This window comes from Runella sp. SP2, from assembly GCF_003711225.1.
GTDB lineage: Bacteria > Bacteroidota > Bacteroidia > Cytophagales > Spirosomataceae > Runella.
Genome location: NZ_CP031030.1, coordinates 5135796 through 5159209, shown reverse-complemented (window position 1 = coordinate 5159209; position 23414 = coordinate 5135796). Strand labels below are relative to the sequence as shown.

The following is a 23414-nucleotide window of genomic DNA, read 5'->3' as shown; positions in this document are numbered from 1 at the left end:
CTTTTCAAACATATTTGATATGAAAAAGCTGATTTTAGCCGCTCTTTTGGCACTTTCAACAACGGCTTGTTTTAAAGATAGCGACATCAATGTTGACCCCAACCGTTCTACCTCGGTTGACCCTGCTTTGCTTTTTTCGGGTGCTTCTACGCAATTTTCACTTTTGCGCGTGGCCGAACTTACTTGGCCTGTTGCTTTAATGAATCAAATGTGGGCTTCTGGTGGGCGTTGGGGGTTGTCGCAGTCACAATATGACCAAACGCGTATCCGTAGCGCTTGGGGACGTACCTATACTGATGTTCTCAAAAATCTCAATGTTGCCGTTGAAATAGCTCAAAACACGCAGCCTGTCAATAAAAATGCAGTGGCGCAGTGCAAAATTTTGATGGCGTTTGCTTACGCGCAAACTTCATTGCTTTGGGGGGATATTCCCTTTACTGAAGCGGCTACTGGCAAGGTTGATTTTCCTAAGTTCGACAAGCAACAAGATGTGCTTAACGGCACTATCGCCCTGCTCGACGAAGCGATTGGAATGATTGACCTAAATGCAAAAGGCATCATTGCACCGAATGACCTGTATTATGGTGGTGATATGGCCAAGTGGCGTAAGTTGGCCAATTCGCTGAAAATGAGAATTTTATTTTCTATGGTTGACTCAGACCCTTCAAAAGGGGCTGTCATTGGTCAATTGATTTCAGGAGGAAATATGATTTCATCAAGTGCAGATGCCATGTTGTATAAGTATTACAATCAGCCTGGTCGTCAGAACCCGCGTTTTTCGTTTACAGCTATTTTCCGAGGAGGGGTACAGTCAGATTGGTATTGCTCTAAACCTGTTTATGATTTATTGGTTTCGCTCAAAGATCCTCGTATTCCTTATTTTTACCAGCCTGGTACCGATGCCGCCGCCAATGAATTTATTGCGCTTGGCCCTGTGGAAGTTTATACCACCAAATCGGCATTAGTAAACATGAATTTGCTGAAAGCTGATTTGCCCGAAGTGTCTTTCTCGTACTCTGAGCAGTTGTTGTTTGAGGCCGAGGCAATCGCTCGTGGATTTGCGCCAGGAGGTTTTGAAGCTGCTACTACCAAAATGCGGGCTGGTGTGCGCGAGTCTATGTTGGCTCTGGGAGTAACTGCTGCCCAAACGGATGCGTACGTAGCAGGTTTGCCTACACTTACAGCGACAAATTACAAAACCGTATTAGCCCAACAGCAATATTTGGATTTATTCATGCGTCCTATCGAAGGTTGGGTACAGCACCGCCGTTCTGGGGCTATTGGGCAAGAAATCCCTGCAATGACTACTCCGACGGGGGCACCAGTAGCAGGTTTGATTCGTCGTTTGCTTTATCGTAGCGAAGAGGTAAATTCTAACCCTAATACGCCTTCTGGTTTGACTTTGGATACCCCGCAATGGTTTGATAAATAGATAGTTAAGCGTGATGTTTTTTGCGAAAAAGCGAGTGGTGAAAGCCGCTCGCTTTTTGTTTTAATTATCCAAATTTCTTCTGAGCAATTGTATGGTGAGTTTCTCATATTAAAATTTGAGAGTGGATTTTATTTCGGTATCATCCTAAAATCATACTGTGCCTTTGAACCCATCTCTACCTTACAACAATTTTGAGTTTGTTGTCCATTCAAATAAGTATGACAGCCTCTGTATTTCAATGCTACGTTTGGGTCGCTGTTATAATTGTTTATCAATTTAAATGAATGAAATTCTTTAGGAAGAACAATAACTATATTGTATTTCCCAGTGGAGTCCGTATATACAGTTTTTAAATCGCCACTAACAGAACTCCATACCCCCTTTTGGCCATAAACCATAATTTCCACATTAGGTACGGGTAATTGAGTGACATTGTCAATGACCGTACCAGATATAGTTGCTTGTCGATTTATATTAGGGTCAAATGAACAGCTTTGTGCCAGTAGAATAATACCAGCGGCGTATAGCCATGGCTTGGTTAATGGTTTCATGTTCATACGTTGGAAACAGCGTGTAAAGCTAGATTGGGTATAGAATAATTATTTAGCAATAAAGAAACGGGTTTTCAGGAGTTGAATTTGCAAACCATAGTGTTTGTTGATGGTTTTAATGACCTCGTTGGCAATGACAGCCTGCCCGAAAGCGGTAGGATACACTCCGTCTGAGGAGAAGAAATTGCCGCCCCGAGGCCAAGCCGCATTCACCACTACACCATCGTCGGTCACATATCCCCCTGCCTGAATACGCTTGTAAAGGTTACTCAAATCCACGATTGGCCAGTTTAATTCCTTCGCAATTCGCGTTACCTCATTTTGATTATAACTGTTAGGCGTAATATTGGTCACTTCATCATCCTCATCCGCTTTCGATAATACATCTGTGTCTTTTAAATATACATTGCCTGTTAACTGCCCTTTAAAGAGTTTTTCCACTGTTGCTGTTGGAAGTAACCGATCTATTGAGGGATCAAAAGGACGAAAATGCTCTGAACCTGAGCTTATTTGCACAAAAATTTTCACCCCTAGTTTAGCAATCTTCTCGATTGTGATTTGCTTAAAATAAGGAAATTCAGCTACATTCGGCACATTTAGCATTACTCCTTTTGCTTTTTTGCTTACCGACCTCATCAGCAAAAACTCTGATGAGGTAGTTACATAGCCCGCATCCAAGGAAGATATTCCTCCCCCTCCTGCTAATGACAAATACCTTACTAGGTCGCTGAGGCCTAATTCAAAAATAAACAAATCGCCCTCTTGGCTTTCAATCCACTCCCAAGGGCTTTTGAACGTGGTTGTGATTTCAGGGGTAACTACCCGATTAAGGTATTTATAGCTGCCATCTAGAACTAGCTCAGAAGAGCGAAAGTATCGCAACCCTCTACTGATTTCAGGAAAGGCAAATTGATCTATGCTGGTAGATCCCTTGAAAGGAGAGTAAACGGTTTCGTTTCCATTGGCGGTAACTCCGAGGTTATTGGTCACCATTTTGAAGGAAACCAAGGGTTCACTACTATTTATTACTTTGTAGCCTGTTCCATTGCCTTCTGCTTCTGAAAACAACGGCTGGACAAAACCCACTTTCAATTGGCCTGCTATCAGATTAGGAAAGGCTGTTAATTGTCCTTCTCGGTAGAGACCACCATCTCGAAAACCCGCTGATAATGAACCTCCTACCGATACGAGCCTAAATTTACCTGGTTCTTTTTGGATTTTACTTAAATCGGGGGCTTGTGTTGGTTTTTCGGGTAAAACGTCTTTGTTAGGTTTTACTTTGATGGTAGTGTCTCCGAGGTTGAAGAGCCCCAGCCAGTTATTTTCAGTTTTGATGGCTTGAACCAATGAGGGATTTGACGGACTAATAGAAGGGTCGATTGCTTCGCCAACATTTGCCACAGGAGGCGTACAGGCCAAGCAACTGTACAAAAAGAAGCCAATAGTGGCTGAATGGAGAACTTTTTTCATGGCAGTCTATGCAAAGATGAATGGATATTCAAAGATACGTCTCTTTTTTCAAGACGAATATTATTTTTTAATTATTTAGTAAACGATAGCTGAGTATTTGTATTGTTTAATTAGGTGTTAGATAAAGAAACATAACTACGTTTTAATATTTGTTGCCAATCTTGTGGTTTGGGAGGCATAGTCTTGGGAGAAGAGGGTACGCGATGAGGGCGAAACAGGGTGGGCGAGGCGAGTGTAAAAGCACCCCCGCACCAGCCTAGTTGGACAAACCTACTCCATTTTAGCAAATTCCTTTGTTAATTTGTGAGGAAAAACCGTTGAGGAGTGTTACGAAATTGTAAATTTGCATTTTATACACTTTAAACCGTAAGACTCCCTCTTCTAAACATCCTTGTATCAGATGCTTAACATTGTACTTTTTGGCCCTCCCGGTGCGGGCAAAGGCACCCAAGCGGCAAAGCTCATCGAGAAATACCAGCTATTTCACATTTCTACGGGAGATTTGTTCCGGATGCACATCAAAGAGCAAACCGAGCTCGGTAAGCGGGTGAAAGATTTGCTCGATAACGGGATTTTGGTTCCAGATTCTATCACCATCGATATGTTGGAAGAAGAAGTGCAAAAAAATCCTGACGCAAAAGGAATTATTTTTGACGGATTCCCCCGTACTGTTCCCCAAGCCGAAGCTCTCGATGCGTTTTTGGAGTCAAAAAACACCAATATCAAAGCCGTATTACAGCTGGATGTCAACGAAGAAGAATTGAAACGCCGTATTGCCGAACGCAAAAAAATAAGCGGACGGGCCGATGACGACGAGGATAAACTGGTAAAGCGTATAGATGAATATTTCAACAAAACGGTTCACGTACTGCCTTATTATGAAGCCCAAGGCAAGCTGACGGTGGTGAACGGGATTGGCGAAATTGACCATATTTTTGGTCAACTTTGTGAGGCAATCGAGACCGAATAATAAATTTTAACGGGAGTTTCATACAGACTCTCCCTTTTCTTTCTCAACTTTGTAACTCGTGTGATGCCATTTAGGTCCATCACGCGAGTTTTTTATTTTACTATGGCAACTTCCAATTTTATAGATTACGTTAAAATAAACTGTCGCTCGGGAGCGGGTGGAGCAGGTTCTGCACACTTCCGACGTGAAAAATTTGTGGACAAAGGTGGCCCTGACGGTGGCGACGGCGGACGTGGTGGGCACATCATTATGAAAGCAAACTCGCAGCACTGGACGCTCCTCCACTTGAAGTACCGCAAGCACATCAAAGCGGAGGCTGGTGTAGGTGGCAGCGGGGCGCGTTGCAACGGAAAGCAAGGAAATGACGTCATCATAGAAGTACCGCTCGGAACCATCGCGCGCCACCCCGAAACTGGGGAGGTGATGGGCGAAGTAACTGAGCACGATCAGGAGGTGATTTTGTTAAAAGGAGGACGCGGTGGTTTAGGAAACTGGCATTTTAGATCAGCAACCAACCAAACGCCCCTCTACGCCCAACCTGGCGAACCTGGACAAGAAGAATGGATTGTTTTGGAGCTAAAACTCCTTGCCGATGTGGGATTGGTTGGGTTTCCAAACGCTGGAAAATCAACCTTGCTCTCAACGGTATCGGCGGCAAGACCCGAAATCGCCGATTATCCGTTTACAACCCTTGTCCCTAACCTCGGAGTGGTAGCTTACCGCGATTTTAAATCGTTTGTAATGGCCGATATTCCTGGGATTATTGAAGGAGCTTCGCAAGGAAAAGGATTAGGATTACGCTTTTTGCGACACATCGAACGCAACTCTATTTTGTTGTTTTTGGTGCCCGCCACTAGCGAAAACGCAGGGGACGAATACCGTACCTTGCTTCGTGAATTAGAATTGTATGACCCAACTCTATTAGATAAAGAACGACTTTTGGCTATTTCTAAAATGGATTTAATTGACGAAGAGGCCAAAGCTGATCTCATCAAAACACTTCCTACCGACATACCGCACGTATTTATTTCGGCGGTGATGCAAGAAGGAATAAACGAGCTGAAAGATTTAATTTGGAAGGTTTTAAATCCTTAAAATAAACATCCAATAAATCAAATAAAGGTGGGTTAGTACCAAGCGTAGATAGCTATTTATTTGCGCTGTTACTAGCCCTTTTTTTTGCGGTAGTAAATATATATTCCACCATAAAGCTGAACAAATGAAATTTAGTAAAACATACTTATTCTATTTTGTCAACTTTTTATTATGGCTCTTTCTACCTCTTACCATAGTTGCTCAGATCCGTATCACGTTTCCTAGCAGTCGAATCGTTTTTCAGCGCGATAATGCGGGCAACGGAACGATTCCTATTACGGGGCAATATACTCAAAGCATCGACCGAGTAGAAGCACGGGTGGTGCCGATGGTCAGTGGGCAAGGAGAACAAACCGACTGGCGTACTATCCAAGAAAATCCGCAGGGAGGGTTTTATTCAGGAAGTATTTCGGTTAGGGGAGGCTGGTATGAACTACAAGTCAGGGGAATGGTCAATGGAAATGTGGTCACCACTACCGAGCTTCAACGCGTTGGGGTTGGGGAAGTATTTGTCGTGGCAGGGCAATCAAATGCCCAAGGTTTTTTCAACTACGGTGCACCCAGCCCTGGCGATGACCGTGTCAATTGTGTCAATTATTATAACGGTACGCACCAAAATAATTCATTGCCTGCGCCGTCGTTTGTCAAAATGAGCGACAACAGCAATATAAGTCCGCGCGGCTTGTCTTCTTGGTGCTGGGGAAGGTTGGGAGATATTTTGACCAATCGTCTGAATGTTCCAGTGCTATTTTATAATGCAGGTTGGGAGGGAACTGCTTCCAAAAACTGGTCTGAAACCGTTGATGGAGGCACTACAAGTAGCATTTACATCAATGACACCTATCCACCTGGGCAACCCTATGCCAATTTGCGTTTAGCCCTCAATTATTATGCGAGCCTTACGGGGGTGCGGGCAGTGCTTTGGCACCAAGGCGAAGCCGATAATATTCTCAATACCAACGCCAACCTGTATGCGTCTAATTTGCAGACGGTCATCAACAAATCACGGCAGCATTTTGGTAAAAATGTAGGTTGGGTTGTTGCGAGGGTCTCTCATTATAAAGGGAAAAATAGCCAAGAGGTGATTAACGGTCAAAATCAAACCGTTTTTAACACATCGGCTGCTTATTTTGGCCCTAATACCGATGAAGTACAGATTCCTCGTCCTGATGGTGCGCACCTTCAAAACGGCGGATTAGCAGATGCCGCCAATGTGTGGGCTAATTCCCTCGATGAAGCTTTTTTTATCAATTGTTCTCCACAAACAGGTACTTATCCTTCCTATTCGGTTCGTTGTGCGGGCGGAAACCAACTCAATATCAACGTTCAAGGGCCGTTTGTTTCGGTACAGTGGAACAACGGTGCCACAGGGTCTTCTGTCAACTTTGGCCCAGGTACGTATCAGGCTACTGTCCGCGATGCTTCGGGAAATACCTATTTTACGCCTTCTATTACTGTTCCTAATGACCTTCAAAGCGCTCCCGTTACGATTGCAGTTGATGGGAAAGTGCCTCTTTGTCAAGGGAGTAGCATTGGCCTGACGTCGAGTAGCAGTGTTGATAACAATTGGAGTACGGGAGCCACCAGCCAGCGTATTGATGTATCTTCGGGGGGAACATATACGGTGACTACTAGAAACCTGTATGGTTGTAGCAGTGCGGCTTCGTTTACCGTGAGTACTGTCAATTCGCCTCCGCCAGCCAAACCTACCATCAATGCGTCAGGAGCGCTTACTTTTTGTCAAGGAGGGTCAGTCAGTCTAACGGCTAGTGCAGCCAATGAATATCGCTGGTCAAACGGTGAGCGTGGCCAAACGGTTGCAGCCCGTACGTCGGGAATTTATGAAGTACGGGTGCTCGATAGCCAGGGCTGTACGTCGGAGCCTGCGAGTGTGGTGGTGGTAGTAAACACGCCACCTGCCGCCCCAAGCATTAGTGCTTCGGGTAACACCTCGTTTTGTGAAGGGGGAGAAGTGACCCTGTCGTCCAATTATTCGGCAGGAAATGTGTGGAGCAACGGCGAACAAGGCACTAGCATTAAAGTAACAACGTCGGGCACATACAATGTTCGTTTTAGGGATAACAATGGCTGCGATGCCATTTCTAACTCCATCAAGGTAACGGCCAATCCGCTTCCCGCCAAACCCGTGATTACGGCGGAGCGCCCACTTACGTTTTGTGAAGGCGATAGTACGGTTCTTACTTCTACCAATTCGGCCCAGTACAATTGGAGTAATGGAGCTCGTAATCGTCGCATCAGTATTTTACAGGCGGGGACTTTCACTGTGGCTATCACAGATGCTAACGGCTGTTCTTCGCCTGTTTCTGACCCCGTTACGGTTAAGACTAATCCTTTGCCTACTGCACCAACCATCAGTGCTGATCGGACGCCTACTATTTGTGAAAATGAAGTGATTACGCTAACGTCTTCTGCTCAAGCGGGCTACATTTGGAGCAATGGCCAGAATACAAGGACTGTGACGGTCAACCTCACGGGGCGTTATTCGGCCCGCACGGTGGATGCCAATCAGTGCCAATCACCGTCTTCTAATGTGATTGCAGTAACCGTCAACCGCCTTCCTGACAAACCTACTATTACGGCGCTTGGCGCTACAACTTTTTGTGTAGGTGGGCAAGTACAGTTGACAACCAACTACAATGCTGGAATTTCTTGGAGTAATTTTCAAACAACCCAAACGGTCACGGCTACTACTGGGGGTGACTATCGAGTGCGGTATCGGGATGGCAACAACTGTGAGGCCATTTCTGACCCTTTTCGGGTAACCGTCCACCCGCTGCCCACTGCTCCTTCGGTGATTAGTGAAAGACCTACAACCTTTTGTTTATTTGATAATACGGTACTCACCATTACTTCGGCGGGAAGCTCGTTTAAGTGGAGTACGGGCGATGAAGGCCGAAGCATAAAAACGTACTCGGCGGGAAGTGTTACTGCCACCGTTTATGACCCAGCCACGGGATGTACTTCTCCTCCCTCTAATCCCATTACGATTACGGTTAATCCGCTCCCTGAAAAACCGACCATTAGCGTAACGGGCTCAACGACCATCTGTGCGGATAAATCTGTGACACTGACGGCTTCGCAAGCAGCTGGTTATCAGTGGTCTAACTCCGCGACGACGCAAAGCATCAACGCCAACGTGGCTGGGAATTACACGGTTGCCGCCAAAAATGAGTTTGGCTGTTTTTCTTCCGCCTCAGATCCTATTACGGTTCGAGTGATTCAACTGCCTAATCCGCCGTCGGTTATTGCTGAAGGGCGCACTACGTTCTGCGAAGGTGAACAAGTAGGTTTGAGGGTAGAAAGCCCCTATCAGGTAATCTGGAATACGGGCGAAACAACAAGTAGGATTATCGCCAAACAATCAGGTAATTACGCCGCTAGTATCCGTGATGAATCGGGCTGTCAGTCGCCTTATACGGGTGCAGTTCGGGTAGAGGCTAAAACCCTTCCCGCTACGCCCGTCATTCAAAAATCGGGAATTTATGCCTTACAAGTGAGTAACCCAACCGAAGGCGCGACTTATGCTTGGACAAACAACGGTCAAGCCCTCAGCGAAACCGCTGCTGCCATTCGAACGACACAAGCAGGAAGTTACACGGTGATTTCGTCGATTAAGCACAGTGCTACGTTGACTTGCACGTCCAAAGCATCGGCGGCGTATGAGTTTGTACTGGAAAGTGGCAACGCCCGCATAGGTGTTTTTCCCAACCCAAGTACCGATGGGAATGTCACCATCGAAGCACTGGAAAATTTGAGCGATGTCACCATCATCGTCTATGACCAAACGGGGCGTACGCTGATGACCAAAACGTTTGCTAGTTTGGTAGGTCAACAAAAACTAGATTTGAGCGACCTGCCCTACGGAACGTATCACATTAAAGTCCGAACCCCAACATTTAACGAAAGTCAAAAAATTGTTTTAAGTCAACCATGAGATTATTTGCCCTGATCGGATTTCCACTTACCCACTCTTTCTCAAAAAAATATTTTACCGAAAAATTTGAAAAAGAAGGCATCAGCGGATGCCGCTATGAGTTGTTAGAATTACCGAATTGCCAAGACTTTCCCCAGCTCATTGCCGCACATCCCGATTTGGTTGGCCTCAACGTGACCATTCCGCACAAGCAAAACGTTATTCCTTTTTTGGACGAATTGGATGCGGCCTCTGCGGCGCGGATTGGGGCGGTCAATACCATTAAAATTCTTCCTGATGGGAAATTGAAAGGCTACAATACCGACTATTACGGTTTTCGGTCGTCGTTGGAGCAATGGCTCGACTCGTTGCAAAGAACACCTGCCAATCTCAAAGCACTGGTATTAGGCAACGGAGGTGCTGCCAAGGCGGTTTTTGCAGCTTTGAACGACTTGAAAATCTCGTATCAAGTGGTTTCTCGTCAAAAAACTGAAACGACTATCGGTTACGACGACCTCACTGACGAAGTTATCCACAGTCATTCGTTGATTATCAACACTTCGCCCGTTGGAACTTACCCCAAGGTAGAGGATTGCCCCGCGATTCCGTATCATTTATTGGGGGAGCAGCACCTTTTGTACGACTTGGTGTATAATCCTGCGGAAACGTTATTTTTACAAAAAGGAAAAGAACAAAACGCCCAAACGCACAACGGCCTTCCGATGCTACATCTACAAGCTGAAAAAGCGTGGGAAATCTGGAATGCAGCACAATAACTACATTTTCACCAGCGAGCGTCTCGGTTTTCGGCAATGGCAGGACAGCGATTTGCCTTCGTTTGTTGCGATGAACCAAGACGCGCGCGTGATGAAGTTTTTCCCAAATCCTCTTCCTGAAAACGAAACCCGCGAGATGGTCGAACGAATGAAAGCGCTCATCGACCAGCGTGGTTATAGTTGGTTTGCGGTGGACGAACTTTCGAGTGGTCAGTTTATTGGATTCATTGGCCTCAACCATCCTCGTTTTGAGAGTTTTTTTACACCTTGTATGGAAATAGGCTGGCGGCTTCATCCCGATTTTTGGCACAAAGGCTACGCTACCGAAGGTGGAAATGCTTGCCTTGATTTTGCGTTTAATACCCTCAAAGTAGAAAAAGTATATGCCTTTACGGCTGATACGAACAAGCCTTCGGAGCAAGTAATGGTTCGTTTAGGAATGACAAAGGCAGGCGAGTTTTTACATCCACTTTTACCCAATCATCCGTTGAGTAATCATGTATTGTATGTAACTTCGAAGCGGGTTGTGAGCAACCCTCAACACACAATCGGGTTGTGAGCAACCCTTAGCACTCAATTGGGTTGTGACAGCCCTCAACACTTATTTTTATGATACGTCGCCAATTTCTCCAGCTCTCTGTAGGTCTTGTAGCGCTTGGTTGCCAACCACCTTCGGCCAAATCTTCTCGTCGATTGCGTTTTGCTGTGGCCTCCGATGGCCATTATGGGCAAGCAAAAACCGATTATAAAGCCTACCACGAAAACATCATCAAGTACTTTAAACAAGAACGGGCTGAAAAAGGGCTTGATTTTGTGGTTTTTAACGGAGACTTATTTCATGATAACATTCAGTTCTTGCCCGAAGTCAAGCAGTACTTTGACCAATTGGGCTTTCCGTATTACGTCACGCGTGGCAACCACGACCACGTCACGCCTGCCCAATGGCGCGAAACTTGGGGATATGACCTTAATCACAGCGTAGAAATTGGTAAAAATGCGATTATTTTGGCCGATACGTCCAACGAAAAAGGAGAATACCTTTGCCCTGATATTCCGTGGATTGATGCTCAATTGGCGAAATTTACCAAAAAAGAACACGTATTTTTGTTCATGCACATTCCCGCCAAGCTTTGGTCTGAGCACGGCACTACTTGCCCCGAATTAGAAAAAACGCTGGCTAAATATCCCAATCTCCGAGCCATGTTTCACGGGCATGACCACGCCATCGACATGGGTAAAACGCTTTCAAAACCTGCCTTTTTTGACGGGCATTTTGGTGGAAATTGGGGCGTTGACTACAAAGGCTACCGCATCGTAGAGGCCCGTAGTGCCCGTAGTTGCTATACGTTTCAGTGGAACCCCGACAAACGATTAAAAGTCAACGAGCAAGTATTTTAGATTTTGTCGAAACAAAGTAGAAGGGTAGCGTGTTATAAAAACGTATGTCGTACCTTTGCAGCGGCAGTCTAAACAACCCATTTTATTCATCCACGTCTAATTCTGCTCCAACAGCATGAAGACTTTCCACATACCCGAATTTTATCGTAGTCGGATTATCACTCCTATCAAAGAGCTACGTCGTAAAAACGATAAGTTGAAGCGCGACTTATCGCCGACCGTGCTGGATTTCGGGTCGGTGAAGTTTCTCATTGCGCGGCATTTTGGGTTTTGCTACGGCGTCGAAAACGCCATTGAAATCGCCTACAAGGCCATCGAAGAAAACCCAGATAAGCGTATCTTCTTGTTGAGTGAAATGATTCATAATCCTGACGTTAATCGGGATTTATTGGAACGTGGCGTACGTTTTTTGATGGAAACGACAGGCCGCCAAATCATCCCATGGGAAGAATTAAAGTCGGACGACATCGTTGTGGTGCCTGCTTTTGGAACGACCATCGAAATTCAAAATCGCTTGCAACTTCTTGGCATCGACGCTTATAAATACGATACTACTTGTCCGTTTGTGGAAAAAGTGTGGAACCGCGCAGCCCAAATCGGACAGAAAAACTATACGATTGTCGTACACGGAAAACCGTTACACGAAGAAACGCGGGCTACGTTTTCGCACAGCAAAGAAGATGCTCCTACGGTCATTGTTAAAAACCAAAAACAAGCCGAACGTTTGGCCCGTTACATTACGGGGGAGGCCAATAAAGAAGAATTTTTTGAGGAGTTTAGTGGGCAATATTCCGTAGGTTTTGACCCAGAGCAGGATTTACAACGCATTGGAGTTGTCAACCAAACGACGATGCTTGCTTCGGATACGCAAGGAATCGCGGATTACCTTAAACAGGTGATGATAAAACACTACAATCTTGCCCCGCATGAAGTGGAAAGTCGTTTTGCCAATACGCGAGATACCCTTTGCTACGCCACTAACGATAACCAAGATGCCACCTACGCTTTGTTGAAAGAACAAGCTGATTTTGTGCTGATTGCTGGTGGTTATAACAGCTCCAATACTTCCCACATTGTAGAACTTTGTGAGACCAAATTCCCAACGTATTTTATTGAGTCGGCCAACAAAATTTTGGATCGTAACCTCATCAAACACTACGATTTACACCGAAAGAAAGAAAAAGTCACCGAAAACTTCATTCCAGACAAAGATTCGGTGACTATCATGCTTACTTGTGGGGCGTCTTGCCCTGATGCCATCATTGAAGGCGTTTTGATGCGGATGTTGTCCTTCTTCCCCGATGCGCGTTCGTTGGATGAAGTCGTAGGGGAAGTGTTGTAAGGACAAACAAAGGCATTATGGTTTTTCTACCCGAAATGTTTTTGTTTGGGTAAACGTCCGTCCAAACATGTCTTTGGCACGAACTTCAATCGTGTGCGTACCTTCTACCTTGGTATTTGGAAAAGCCACCGACCACAAGTGCGTTGACTTAACGGGGTTACTTGGCCGACGTCCAGGCATCAACTTTTCCGAGGCATCCCAGCGGTAAAGAGCCGCCACATAGCGAGGATCCGCTTCGCGTGTGTAAGTCATTGGTTTCCAGTCGCCGTTATCGAGGCGGTATTCAACCACATCTTTTTCACTTCCCATAAAAAAGTTGGCATATACTTTAGCCGCCGTTCCACGGTCAGACGGGATGACGTTTGGTGCATAAATATCAATTTGATAATCGCTAGGTTTGCCCACCACTTTATAGTCGATGGTATATTGATTACCGTTGAAATTGAGAAAAACATAGCCCTTTGGTGTCCCGTCGCGCATGGTAGAAGCAGGGACGCCTTGGTCATTTTTTTCGCCCGAATACCAGTCGCCCGAGGTTGTCCCTACGTTAAATTCATAGAAAGGTTTCGTTCCCTGCCATCCTTCTTTTGCACCGAAAAAGTTTTGTTGCTGGAAGTGCGTATGGGCCGAAAGTGCGAGTGTATTGGGATAATCCTTGAGGATAGAAAAAAGACGTTGACGGTCTTCCAAACGAAACGATTCTCCCTCTAATTCCAAAGGAATATGGAATGCCAAAACCACCAAATTTCCTTTAGGGACAAACTTGAGGTCATTTTCAACAAAATCGAGCTGGTCTTTACGGAAGCCACCCCAATAGCCTTTGCCGTCGCGCGGGTCAGGATAAAGGATGTCGTCAAGCACGATAAAATGGACTTTTCCGTAATTGAACGAATAATTGACGGGGCCTAAATGCGATTGAAACGCCTCATTGGCGTGCTCGTCTTGGGTCACGTCGTAGTTCATGTCGTGGTTGCCCGTAAGATTGTACCACGGAAGCCCTACTTTTCGAATCGTTTCTTTGTACGCTTGGTGTAAATCAAGGTTATCGCCCACCAAATCGCCCAGACTTAACCCAAAAGCAACCTCTTTGATGCCTGCAACCTCTTGGACAACCCCTTTTTCAAAGTGTTTTATTTCGTCCAAAGTGTAAGGCTGTGGGTCACCAAAAATGAGGGCTTTGAAGTTTTCGGCTTCGGGAGAGGCCGTCAGGGCAAAATCCAATGAAGCAGGAAGCGCGCCTGTCGGTGCTGCGCCTTTATACTTCAATTCGGGCGCGCCTTTGGGTTTGTGCAAATAGTAAGACTTTGGGAGGTTGTTTTCGTCCAAGCCTACTTTATAACCTGAAGGTTTGATGACAAAAAAGATATTGTCGTCGCCAACGGGCAACTGATATTCACCCTTTGCGTTGGTAAGCACCACGTCTGTACCGTTGGATACGGCAACGTTGGCAATGCCTTTTTCTTTTTTGTCTTTCTTAAAATTACCATTTAGGTCTTCGTAAACAATTCCCTTGGCGACATTTTGGGCCTCAGCCGTGCCAAGCAAGAACGTGGATAAGAGCAGGAGTGTAAATTTGTTCATAGGGGAGAGGTTTGATTGAAACGGGGATAATTAACTGCAAAAGAACAATTGGTATGTTAACTCATGATGAAGGCAGGATTATTATACGCGCTAACCCATAAAAAAAGGCAGCTTTTGAGGGCTGCCTTGGGGTTTCGCGCGGAAGGTTTACCAGTTGATACCTGACTCTCCAAATCCTAACTTCCTAGTAAACTGCGACGAAAGCTTTGACTTACTTGAGATATAACGCACACTGGCTCCAATGAAGGGGGCAATGTTTGGGTTCTGAGTTCCGAGGTTTTCGCGAGCTGCATTGAAGGTGCGGATTTGGCGGAAGGTACCCAAACCAGCCTCTAACGACACATTGAAAACGGTAAATAAGTGTGCATTGGCGGCAACCGAAAATTTTACCTGCTGATAATTACTCCGACGGAGCATTTTTTCTACACTGGTTACTTGTTGAAAACCACCACTATAACCGTCGAATGCCCCAATCATGTCGAAGTTTAGCCATTCATTGAAACGGTAGTTGACATCAGCACGAAACGGTAACAACGCCGACACGCGCCATTGTTTGTTGATGCGTTTATTAATACCAAAAACGGGTACAAAGCGAATTTTTTGGTTATAAATCAGCACCGTTCCGTAAGCGATTTGGGTATGGATTCCTAAAATTCGCATCCGCGCCCCTCCACCCCAAAAGAAAGGTTGAGGCGTAAAAAATGTCTCGTTTGACTCCGTTAGTCCCAGACCACCGCCATAAATCCACAGGCGGTCGCGGAGGCTGGCTTGAAGCATCAGCACGCCTGCCGAAAACGTTTTATAGCCATTGTCGGGCGTGATGGTACTGTTGATACTTGGGTTGATTTGTGAAGCATTGGCCAACATCAAAAAGTGACGGGCGCGTAAGTCCAGTTTTTTGCGAAGACTAAATGCGACATCCACTTCGCTACGGAGCGGGATAATGGCATTGAATGATGTTCTAGTAAGCCCAAAACGTTGATTGTTGCCCATGTTAGCATCGGCCATCATATCGGCGCGAAGTGTAGCATTAGGGTAAAAAAGACGACTCAAAGCAAAGTGCTGGGCGCGAGCGTGGGGGAAAATGAAAATCAAGAAAAAAGGAACGCACAAACGCAGTCTGGTCATAAAAATGTCATTTGGTGGAATTAACGTGTAAAAATGCACGATATTGCAAAAAAACTGAATTTAGGCAAATGTGAAGAGGCGTTAATGTGAAGAGGGTTGCTAACGTGAGGAGGGTTGCTCACAACCCGACCAATTTGGAATGTCGAGTGCAGAGGGTAGAATGTCGAATGTGAGAAGGGGCGTTAATGTGAGGAGGGTTGCTCACAACCCGACGAGTAAAAACAGGAAATAGATGCTTCCTATTGTCAGCATGACAGTGAACTCTAAACAAAAAACAGGAAACCGAATATAAATGAACCTAACCAATAAAGTTGTTTGGATAACGGGGGCTTCGTCGGGAATTGGCGAGGCTTTGGCCCATGAATTTGCCAAAGAAGGCGCCAAGCTAGTGCTTTCAGCGCGGCGTCTCGAAGAACTGGAGCGTGTCAAACGAGAATTGTCTTTGCCAGAAAACGCCGTGATGACGTTGCCGATTGACATGCTTCGCCCCGAAGAATTTGCTGCCAAAACCCAGCGAGTCTTGGCATATTTTGGGCGTATCGACGTGTTAGTACCCAACGCAGGAGTAAGTCAGCGCGAAAAGTTTTTGGACATTGCCCCTGCTGATTTTAAGCGATTGATGGATACCAACTTTACGAACCTTGTCCTGCTCACGCGCGAAGTCCTGCCGCATTTGTTGGCACAAAAATCGGGAGGAATACTGGTAACAAGCAGCGTAAGTGGAAAAATTGGCACTTCATTTCGCACGTTTTACAGTGCTTCCAAACACGCCATTCAAGGTTTTTTTGATTCGTTGCGAGGGGAGGTATGGCAAGAAGGAGTGCAGGTGACGATTGTGTGTCCTGGCTATATCAAAACCAATATATCGTACAACGCCATCGGAAAAGACGGAAAACCCTTTGGCAAGATGGATGAAAACCAAGCCAAAGGGATTCCAGCCGATGTGTGTGCGCGCAAAATGGTCGCAGCCTTCAAAGCAGGAAAGCGTGAGGTCGTTATTGCAGGTTTTATGGAAACCCTTGGTACTTACCTCAAGCGTTTTGCACCAGCGTTGTTGTGGCAGTTTACCAAAAACTACAGTATCAAATCCGTTGACCAATAGATGATTACCAATTGAGCAAGGCCGTCACCGCTTCATCGCCCATGGCAGCATTACTAGGGCGTGGGTGGTCGGCGTTGAATACTTCCAACAGCTTACGGTCGAGCAGTTGCGCATTACTTTCGTCGATACTGCCATCGGCCTTGGTTACTTTCGAAATATCTAAACTTAGGTGCTTCGCCAAAAAACGATAGGCTGCGGCTCTTTTTGAAGGGCCGTAGTCGTGTTTTTCGTTGGGTAAATGGACGTTTTCTACCAAATTAGCTTTTCCGTATAAGCGATAAATCTTCTGCAAATGCGGGTATTCCACCTCAGGATTGTGCTTGGTCCAGTCGGCACCATCCGAAACGATTAGCAAGGGGCGAGGTGCAGCAAGGGCGGCGATTTCTACGTTATTGGTCTGAAAATCTCCTTTTTTATGAACAGGCATCCCGCTTTCGCAGGTACATCCGCCAAAAAAGTGCGCCGAAACCATCACCACAGGAACTGCCACTTTTACGCGCGGGTCGAGGGCGGTAAGCATAAATGTTTGAGTGCCGCCACCAGATTCACCCGTCACACCTACTCGATTTTTATCGATACCAGGTTGGTCTAGCAAAAAATCCAATGCCCGAATGCTATTCAAGGCTTGTAGTTTAAACGCTTTGGGAAGTTTGTGTTGGCATTGTTGGGCATCGCTGTAACCCAGCATATCGTATGCAAACACCACAGCACCCATGCGCGCCAAATTAGCACAACGAAACTGCATTGCCTCCAGAAAACGAGCATCGGCGTTTTGGGTATGTCCGTGTGGACAAAGTACCGCCGCAAAAGGCCCTTTTTGCTGAAGGGGACGATACAAATTTCCCGTTACATAATAACCTTCTACGCTCTCAAAGGCCACATTTTCAACGCTGTATCCGTTTAGCTCTCGTCGGCTGTGGACAATCGGTTTAGATGTTGGGCGGGGTGGAAGGTTTTTGAGTTCACCTCCTTCCAAAATGCGACTACGGATTTGGGTAGCGCGGTTTTCCCATTCTTTTTTGGAAGAAGGTACGTGTTTTTCTAAAAATTCTTTGCCCTGTGCTTCGGTAAAATAGCCACCCTGACATAATTCTGGGGTCGATTGACCAAAGGCTAACTGACAACTCATGCCAACAATGAGAAAAGATAAAAGACGGCTCATGGTGATGGGAAGGATTGGTTTTATCCAAAAGCCATCGTTGCTTCCAACCTACCGTTGGGATAGGCAGGATGTAACCGTACAACGTCTCCGATAATGATGATGGCAGGATTGGTCAGTTGCTCTTTGTCAACCACTTCCACAATTGTATCAACGGTGCCTAGGCCAAGTTTTTGTTGGGGCGTGCTGCCGTTTTGGATAATAGCGATGGGCGTATGGCCGCGTCCTACTTCCGAAAAAAGGGAGGTAATTTGGCTGAGGTGCTGCATTCCCATCAAAATCACGATTGTGGCCGTGCTGTGAGCGGCTTTGGCGACGTCGTTGGAGAGGCTGTGGTTTTTGGTGGTGCCCGTGAGTACCCAAAAACTTTCACTTACTCCTCGGCAGGTAAGCGGAATACCCGCCAAGGCAGGTACCGAAATGCTGCTCGAAATGCCAGGAATCACGGCGGTTTGAATGCCAAATTCTTGGGCAAAGGCAATTTCTTCGTATCCCCTGCCAAAGACAAAAGAATCACCACCTTTGAGGCGAACGACATGCCCATACGTGAGGGCATAGTCAACAATGAGTTGGTTGAGGTCGCTTTGGGCAAATTCGCAGCGCCCACGTCGTTTGCCTACATAGACCAGCTGCGCGTGAGCAGGGGCGTAGGTGAGGAGTTCGGTGGATACCAAAGCGTCGTAAAGAACAACGTCTGCTTGTTGTAATGCTTTAATTCCCTTGAGTGTAATGAGTTCGGGGTCGCCAGGGCCAGCCCCTACCAGTGTTAATGTTGGTTTCATAATCAGTCCCTAATTTAACCTATTTACGTACCAAAGAGCCGCCACTCTTTTGGTGTATTTTGTACTTTATAAATACTTTTTTGAAATATTATTTTACCAATGTGCACATTGATAGAATAATAGATTAAAATTAAGTATTTTTTCAAAATTAAGTATTATTTTTAAGTATTTGTAGGAAATAATATTCTATTTTTGCAAAAGCTGGTTTTAAAAACAACCATCATTGGTGTAAAAATTGCAAAAATTAAAATATTTGGTTTTTAATTTAAGTAGCGTAAGATTCAACTTTTATAAGAATTACTCATTAAAAATTGAAGTACATATAGAGGATTAAATTAGGGATTGTAAAAACAATTTTCTCCATGACACAACCGCTAAAGGTAGTGGTAGTAGGCAACGGAATGGTAGGCTATAAGTTCTGCGAAAAGTTGCTGACAAAAGTAGGTGGCGGCCTATTTTCTATCACGGTAATTGGTGAAGAACCTCGTCCAGCGTACGATCGGGTTCATCTCTCCGCGTATTTTTCGGGCACGTCCGTCGAAGAACTGACAATGGCGCCCGCAAGCTGGTATGCCGAGCATGGCATCCAACTACTTACTGGGGAGTGTGTGGTCAAAATCGACCCCGCAGCTCACTATGTTCAGACCCACACAGGGTTACAAATTCCTTACGACAAGCTGGTGTTGGCGACGGGCTCAGGGGCCTTTGTACCTCCTGTGCCAGGCGTAGAAAAAGAAGGGGTGTTTGTTTATCGAACCATCGAAGACCTCGACGCCATCATTGGTTATTCCAAAGGTGCAACGCGTGCTGCGGTAATTGGCGGAGGGCTTTTGGGGCTAGAAGCCGCCAAAGCAACCCTCGATTTGGGCTTAGAAACCCACGTAGTGGAGTTTGCACCGCGACTCATGCCACGGCAGTTGGACGCAGCGGGAGCTGGGATGCTCAAACGAAAAATGGAAGCGTTGGGGATTCAAATTCACCTCAATAAAAACACGTCACAGTTTGATGGAGGGGCGGCTGTTGATGGGCTTTCGTTTGCGGACGGAACTTCGCTGGAGGTGGATATGGTCGTGATTTCGGCAGGAATACGCCCCCGCGACGAGCTGGCAAAACAAGCTGCTATCGCCGTTGGGCCAAGGGGGGGCATTGTGGTGAACGACCAACTTCAGACGTCGCATCCTGATATTTATGCCATCGGTGAATGTGCGCTTCATCAAGGAATGATTTATGGACTCGTTGCCCCTGGCTACGAAATGGCCGAAGTGGTGGCAAACAACCTAGCACAAGGACAAACTGTCAAGGAATTTAAGGCGTTTGATATGTCCACAAAACTGAAGCTCATCGGTGTCGATGTGGCAAGTTTTGGCGAGCCTTTCTGTGAACAAACTCCCCACGATACGATTGTGGTGGAAGACAAACTCAAAGGTATTTATAAACGCCTGAATGTGACGACCGATGGAAAATACCTGTTGGGGGGGATTTTGGTGGGAGAAGCCGAAAACTACAATATGCTTCTTCAAACGGTCAAAAATCGTTTGGTATTGCCACCTAACCCCGAAGATTTGGTGTTGCCTGCGCGCAAAGGTGATAGTGCCTCAGCAGGGGCGGGCGTTGGTGCCCTGCCAGACGAGGCCAGTATTTGTTCGTGCGAAAACATTACCAAAGGCGCGATTTGCGAGGCCATTGAAGAACACAACTTGCCTGATGTAGCGGCCATCAAGAAGTGTACAAAAGCAGGAACAGGCTGCGGAGGTTGTGTGCCTATGTTGTCTGACTTGTTGACAGAAACCCTCAAAAAACAAGGCAAAGTAGTAAAAAAGGTGCTTTGTGAGCACTTCGATTATTCGCGCCAAGAAATGTATCACTTGATTCAGACATCAGGGACACGTAGCTACGATGAGGTGTTGGCGAAGTTTGGAAAAGGCTGTGGCTGTGAGGTTTGTAAGCCAGCCGTTGCTTCGATGTTGGCCAGTATTTATAACGATGTCATTGCCAAACAGGCGGTAATTCAAGACACGAACGACCGTTTTATGGCCAATATTCAGCGAGGTGGGACGTATTCGGTCGTGCCCCGTGTGCCAGGTGGGGAAATAACTCCCGAACAACTCATTGCGCTTGGTACGGTCGCTAAAAAATATGATTTGTACTGTAAGATTACTGGTGGACAGCGGGTTGACTTGTTCGGAGCACGGGTTGAGCAACTGCCTTCAATTTGGGAAGAGCTGCTCGAAGTAGGCTTTGAAAGTGGTCATGCCTACGGAAAATCATTGCGTACGGTCAAAAGTTGTGTGGGAAGTACGTGGTGTCGATTTGGGGTACAAGATTCGGTCGGATTTGCGATTCGGGTAGAAAACCGATACAAAGGCATTCGTTCGCCACATAAGCTCAAAAGTGCCGTTTCGGGCTGTACGCGTGAGTGCGCCGAAGCCCAAAGCAAAGACTTTGGTATCATCGCAACCGATAAAGGTTGGAATTTGTACGTATGCGGAAACGGCGGAATCAAGCCTCAGCACGCGCTGCTGCTGGCCAGCGACCTCGACGATGAAACTTGTTTGAAGTACATCGACCGCTTTTTGATGTTTTACATCAAAACTGCTGAACCACTCCAACGCACCGCTACTTGGTTCAATAAATTGGAAGGGGGAATGGACTACCTCCGCAACGTGATTATCAATGATAGTTTAGGGATTGCGGCTGAATTGGAGCATGAGCTTCAGTACTTGGTCGATACGTACCACGATGAGTGGCGAGTAGCAGTAGAAACGCCTGAAATCAGGGCGCGTTTTTCCCACTTTGTCAATGTGGAAGAGCCTGATCCAACGTTGGAGTTTGTGGAGATGCGTGGACAAAAACGCCCCGCTGATTGGTAATCTATCCAAGTTTCACCCTAAAACTGAATTAAAATGAATAATCAATCTACTACTTGGTTCAAAGCAGCACCTGTTTCTGCTTTTCCCGAAAATGGGGGTGCTTGTGTTAAATACAACGACAAACAAATTGCGGTATTTCATTTCAAACAACTCGATAAATGGTATGCGACCGACAACGAATGCCCCCACAAGCATCAAATGGCCTTGAGCCGTGGGATGATTGGCGACCAACAAGGGCATCCGAAAGTGGCCTGCCCTTTTCATAAAAAAACGTTTTCCCTTGAGACTGGACTGAACTTACAAGGCGAAGACTATTGCATCAATGTCTATCCCGTTAAGATAGAAGATGGGTTTGTGTTTATCGGAATTTAACATTCCAACTTATGCCATTACGCGTACCTAAACGTTTTACTCGGCTGTATATCATGGCCTTATCGTTGGTTGCATTTCTGACGATACTCGGACAATTATTGGTTCAAAATTCTTTGGAGGGGTCGTTGCACGACTCTTGGCTGGTGAATTATGCGGGTCGTCAACGCTTTCAAAGTCAGTTGATTGCCAAAAGTGCCCTCTTACTTACCCAGCGACCAGATTTGGCCGATAAAGCAACGCACGTGACAGAGTTAAAAAAGGTGTTACGCGATTGGGAAGATCACCACGACCAATTAAAAACGGGAAATCTTCGGGATATTAAGGCGACTTCGGTAAACAGCGATACCGTACAGGCGATGTTTGAGGACATTGATGCGCATTTTGAGGCAATTGCGGGCAGTACCCATTCGGTCATCGGCTGGCTCGAACAGCCCGCCCGCGAAGGAAATGTGGATGTTCACCTGAAAAATATCTTTGCGCATGAACTTGTGTTTTTGCGCAAAATGGATCGTATTGTATTTCAATATGACCAAGAAGCCAAAGCCAAAGTGACAACGCTCCGACGCATTGAACTTTGGCTGATGGCTTTTACGCTTTGTATTTTGTTAGTTGAGGGATTATTTATTTTTCGCCCCGCCGTCGTAAAACTTTCCGAAACGCTTCATCAGCTCATAGAAGCACGCGAAAAAACGCATCAGGCCAACCAAGAACTTCAAAAAGCTTATCAAGAGTTGCGCGCTACGCAGGCCAAGTTGCTAGAAGCAACGCAGCATCGGCACCGTCAAGAGCTGAAAGAACAAAAAATTCACACTTCAGCGTTGCTCCAAGGACAGGAAGAGGAGCGTCGTCGCCTTTCCAAAGAGCTTCACGACGGGGTAGGGCAGATGCTAACTGGGCTGAAATTGATGGCCGAAAGCTTTTCAAATGGAACGGGATGGTCAGAAAAAGACCGCCAACAAGCCATTAATCTTCGACAATTGGTAGGGCAAACAATCCAAGAAGTACGAGGGATTTCCAACAACCTGATGCCTACTGTTCTGAATGATTTTGGGGTGAAGTTGGCCCTAAAACAGCTTGTGGATTCTACCGTCAGAAATACTGGAGCGCCGTTGGTTTTTGAGTCAAATCTTAAGGACGAACGTTTTGATCCACGGATTGAAATAGGGCTTTACCGTATTGCTCAGGAGGCTATTCACAATGCCGTCAAACACGCGCAAGCCACCAATATTGCTGTTCGCATTTTTCGTCAAGAAAAAGACATTGTACTCAAAATCAGTGATAATGGAAAAGGGTTCAGAATCAATAAAAAAACGCAAGCAACGCTCGTGCCTACGCACGGCTTGACCAACCTCCAAGAACGTACGCGTTTGCTGGATGGAAAAATCAAAATTCATTCGATAGTAGGCCAAGGCACCGAAATAATTGTAAATATTCCTCAACATAACTAACAAC

The 23414-nt window shown here is 46.0% G+C and carries 18 protein-coding genes; 12 read left to right on the top strand and 6 right to left on the bottom strand.

Going from position 1 to position 23414, the window contains the following annotated elements; translation table 11 throughout:
- Positions 1-19: 19 nt before the first annotated feature.
- Positions 20-1432 carry a SusD/RagB family nutrient-binding outer membrane lipoprotein gene (locus DTQ70_RS20800; RefSeq protein ID WP_122932596.1) on the top strand — a complete coding sequence of 471 codons (1413 nt, stop codon included), beginning with the start codon at positions 20-22 and terminating at the stop codon, positions 1430-1432.
- Positions 1433-1560: 128 nt separating this feature from the next.
- On the opposite strand, the gene DTQ70_RS20795 is transcribed toward DTQ70_RS20800, so the two are convergent.
- Positions 1561-1983 carry a carboxypeptidase-like regulatory domain-containing protein gene (locus DTQ70_RS20795; RefSeq protein ID WP_164490135.1) on the bottom strand — a complete coding sequence of 141 codons (423 nt, stop codon included), beginning with the start codon at positions 1981-1983 and terminating at the stop codon, positions 1561-1563.
- 48 nt (positions 1984-2031) lie between these two features.
- Positions 2032-3453 carry a hypothetical protein gene (locus DTQ70_RS20790; RefSeq protein WP_122932594.1) on the bottom strand — a complete coding sequence of 474 codons (1422 nt, stop codon included), beginning with the start codon at positions 3451-3453 and terminating at the stop codon, positions 2032-2034.
- A gap of 400 nt (positions 3454-3853) precedes the next feature.
- Between DTQ70_RS20790 and DTQ70_RS20785 the strand changes: the two genes are divergently transcribed.
- The 7 genes from DTQ70_RS20785 (at position 3854) to DTQ70_RS20755 (ending at position 12968) form a co-directional block, all read left to right on the top strand.
- The gene (locus DTQ70_RS20785; RefSeq protein ID WP_122932593.1) at positions 3854-4423 is read left to right on the top strand and encodes an adenylate kinase; all 570 of its coding nucleotides are present in this window, start codon (positions 3854-3856) and stop codon (positions 4421-4423) included.
- 102 nt (positions 4424-4525) lie between these two features.
- Positions 4526-5518, top strand: coding sequence for a GTPase ObgE (gene obgE / locus DTQ70_RS20780; RefSeq protein WP_122932592.1), 993 nt, complete (start codon positions 4526-4528; stop codon positions 5516-5518).
- Positions 5519-5642: 124 nt separating this feature from the next.
- Positions 5643-9473, top strand: a complete 3831-nt coding sequence (locus DTQ70_RS20775) for a sialate O-acetylesterase (RefSeq protein ID WP_122932591.1) — start codon at positions 5643-5645, stop codon at positions 9471-9473.
- Positions 9470-10228 (top strand): shikimate dehydrogenase, encoded by a 759-nt coding sequence (locus DTQ70_RS20770; protein ID WP_122932590.1) that lies wholly within the window; start codon positions 9470-9472, stop codon positions 10226-10228. The genes DTQ70_RS20775 and DTQ70_RS20770 overlap by 4 nt, the downstream gene beginning before the upstream one ends.
- On the top strand, positions 10215-10787 hold the full coding sequence (locus DTQ70_RS20765; RefSeq protein ID WP_206019564.1) for a GNAT family N-acetyltransferase: 573 nt from the start codon (positions 10215-10217) through the stop codon (positions 10785-10787). The genes DTQ70_RS20770 and DTQ70_RS20765 overlap by 14 nt, the downstream gene beginning before the upstream one ends.
- Positions 10788-10837: 50 nt before the next feature.
- Positions 10838-11626 carry a metallophosphoesterase gene (locus DTQ70_RS20760; protein WP_122932589.1) on the top strand — a complete coding sequence of 263 codons (789 nt, stop codon included), beginning with the start codon at positions 10838-10840 and terminating at the stop codon, positions 11624-11626.
- 115 nt (positions 11627-11741) lie between these two features.
- Positions 11742-12968, top strand: a complete 1227-nt coding sequence (locus DTQ70_RS20755; RefSeq protein ID WP_122932588.1) for a 4-hydroxy-3-methylbut-2-enyl diphosphate reductase — start codon at positions 11742-11744, stop codon at positions 12966-12968.
- Between the two features lie 15 nt (positions 12969-12983).
- On the opposite strand, the gene DTQ70_RS20750 is transcribed toward DTQ70_RS20755, so the two are convergent.
- Together DTQ70_RS20750 and DTQ70_RS20745 are read right to left on the bottom strand one after the other, a co-directional pair.
- Positions 12984-14549 (bottom strand): calcineurin-like phosphoesterase family protein, encoded by a 1566-nt coding sequence (locus DTQ70_RS20750; RefSeq protein WP_122932587.1) that lies wholly within the window; start codon positions 14547-14549, stop codon positions 12984-12986.
- Between the two features lie 147 nt (positions 14550-14696).
- The gene (locus DTQ70_RS20745; RefSeq protein WP_122932586.1) at positions 14697-15677 is read right to left on the bottom strand and encodes a hypothetical protein; all 981 of its coding nucleotides are present in this window, start codon (positions 15675-15677) and stop codon (positions 14697-14699) included.
- A 292-nt stretch (positions 15678-15969) separates the two neighbouring features.
- On the opposite strand from DTQ70_RS20745, the gene DTQ70_RS20740 reads away from it, so the two are divergent.
- The gene (locus DTQ70_RS20740; protein WP_122932585.1) at positions 15970-16779 is read left to right on the top strand and encodes an SDR family oxidoreductase; all 810 of its coding nucleotides are present in this window, start codon (positions 15970-15972) and stop codon (positions 16777-16779) included.
- Positions 16780-16783: 4 nt separating this feature from the next.
- On the opposite strand, the gene DTQ70_RS20735 is transcribed toward DTQ70_RS20740, so the two are convergent.
- Positions 16784-17941 (bottom strand): S9 family peptidase, encoded by a 1158-nt coding sequence (locus DTQ70_RS20735; protein WP_122932584.1) that lies wholly within the window; start codon positions 17939-17941, stop codon positions 16784-16786.
- 20 nt (positions 17942-17961) lie between these two features.
- Positions 17962-18720 carry a uroporphyrinogen-III C-methyltransferase gene (gene cobA / locus DTQ70_RS20730; RefSeq protein WP_122932583.1) on the bottom strand — a complete coding sequence of 253 codons (759 nt, stop codon included), beginning with the start codon at positions 18718-18720 and terminating at the stop codon, positions 17962-17964.
- A gap of 362 nt (positions 18721-19082) precedes the next feature.
- Here cobA and nirB point away from each other — a divergent pair, with 362 nt between their 5' ends.
- Genes nirB through DTQ70_RS20715 form a run of 3 tightly spaced genes read left to right on the top strand, consistent with a single transcriptional unit; the run spans position 19083 to position 23410 of the window.
- Complete coding sequence (gene nirB / locus DTQ70_RS20725; protein ID WP_122932582.1) at positions 19083-21590, top strand: nitrite reductase large subunit NirB; 2508 nt, start codon at positions 19083-19085, stop codon at positions 21588-21590.
- Between the two features lie 33 nt (positions 21591-21623).
- Positions 21624-21962 (top strand): nitrite reductase small subunit NirD, encoded by a 339-nt coding sequence (gene nirD / locus DTQ70_RS20720; protein ID WP_122932581.1) that lies wholly within the window; start codon positions 21624-21626, stop codon positions 21960-21962.
- An 11-nt stretch (positions 21963-21973) separates the two neighbouring features.
- Positions 21974-23410, top strand: coding sequence for a histidine kinase (locus DTQ70_RS20715; protein ID WP_122932580.1), 1437 nt, complete (start codon positions 21974-21976; stop codon positions 23408-23410).
- The last annotated feature ends 4 nt before the right edge of the window (positions 23411-23414 follow it).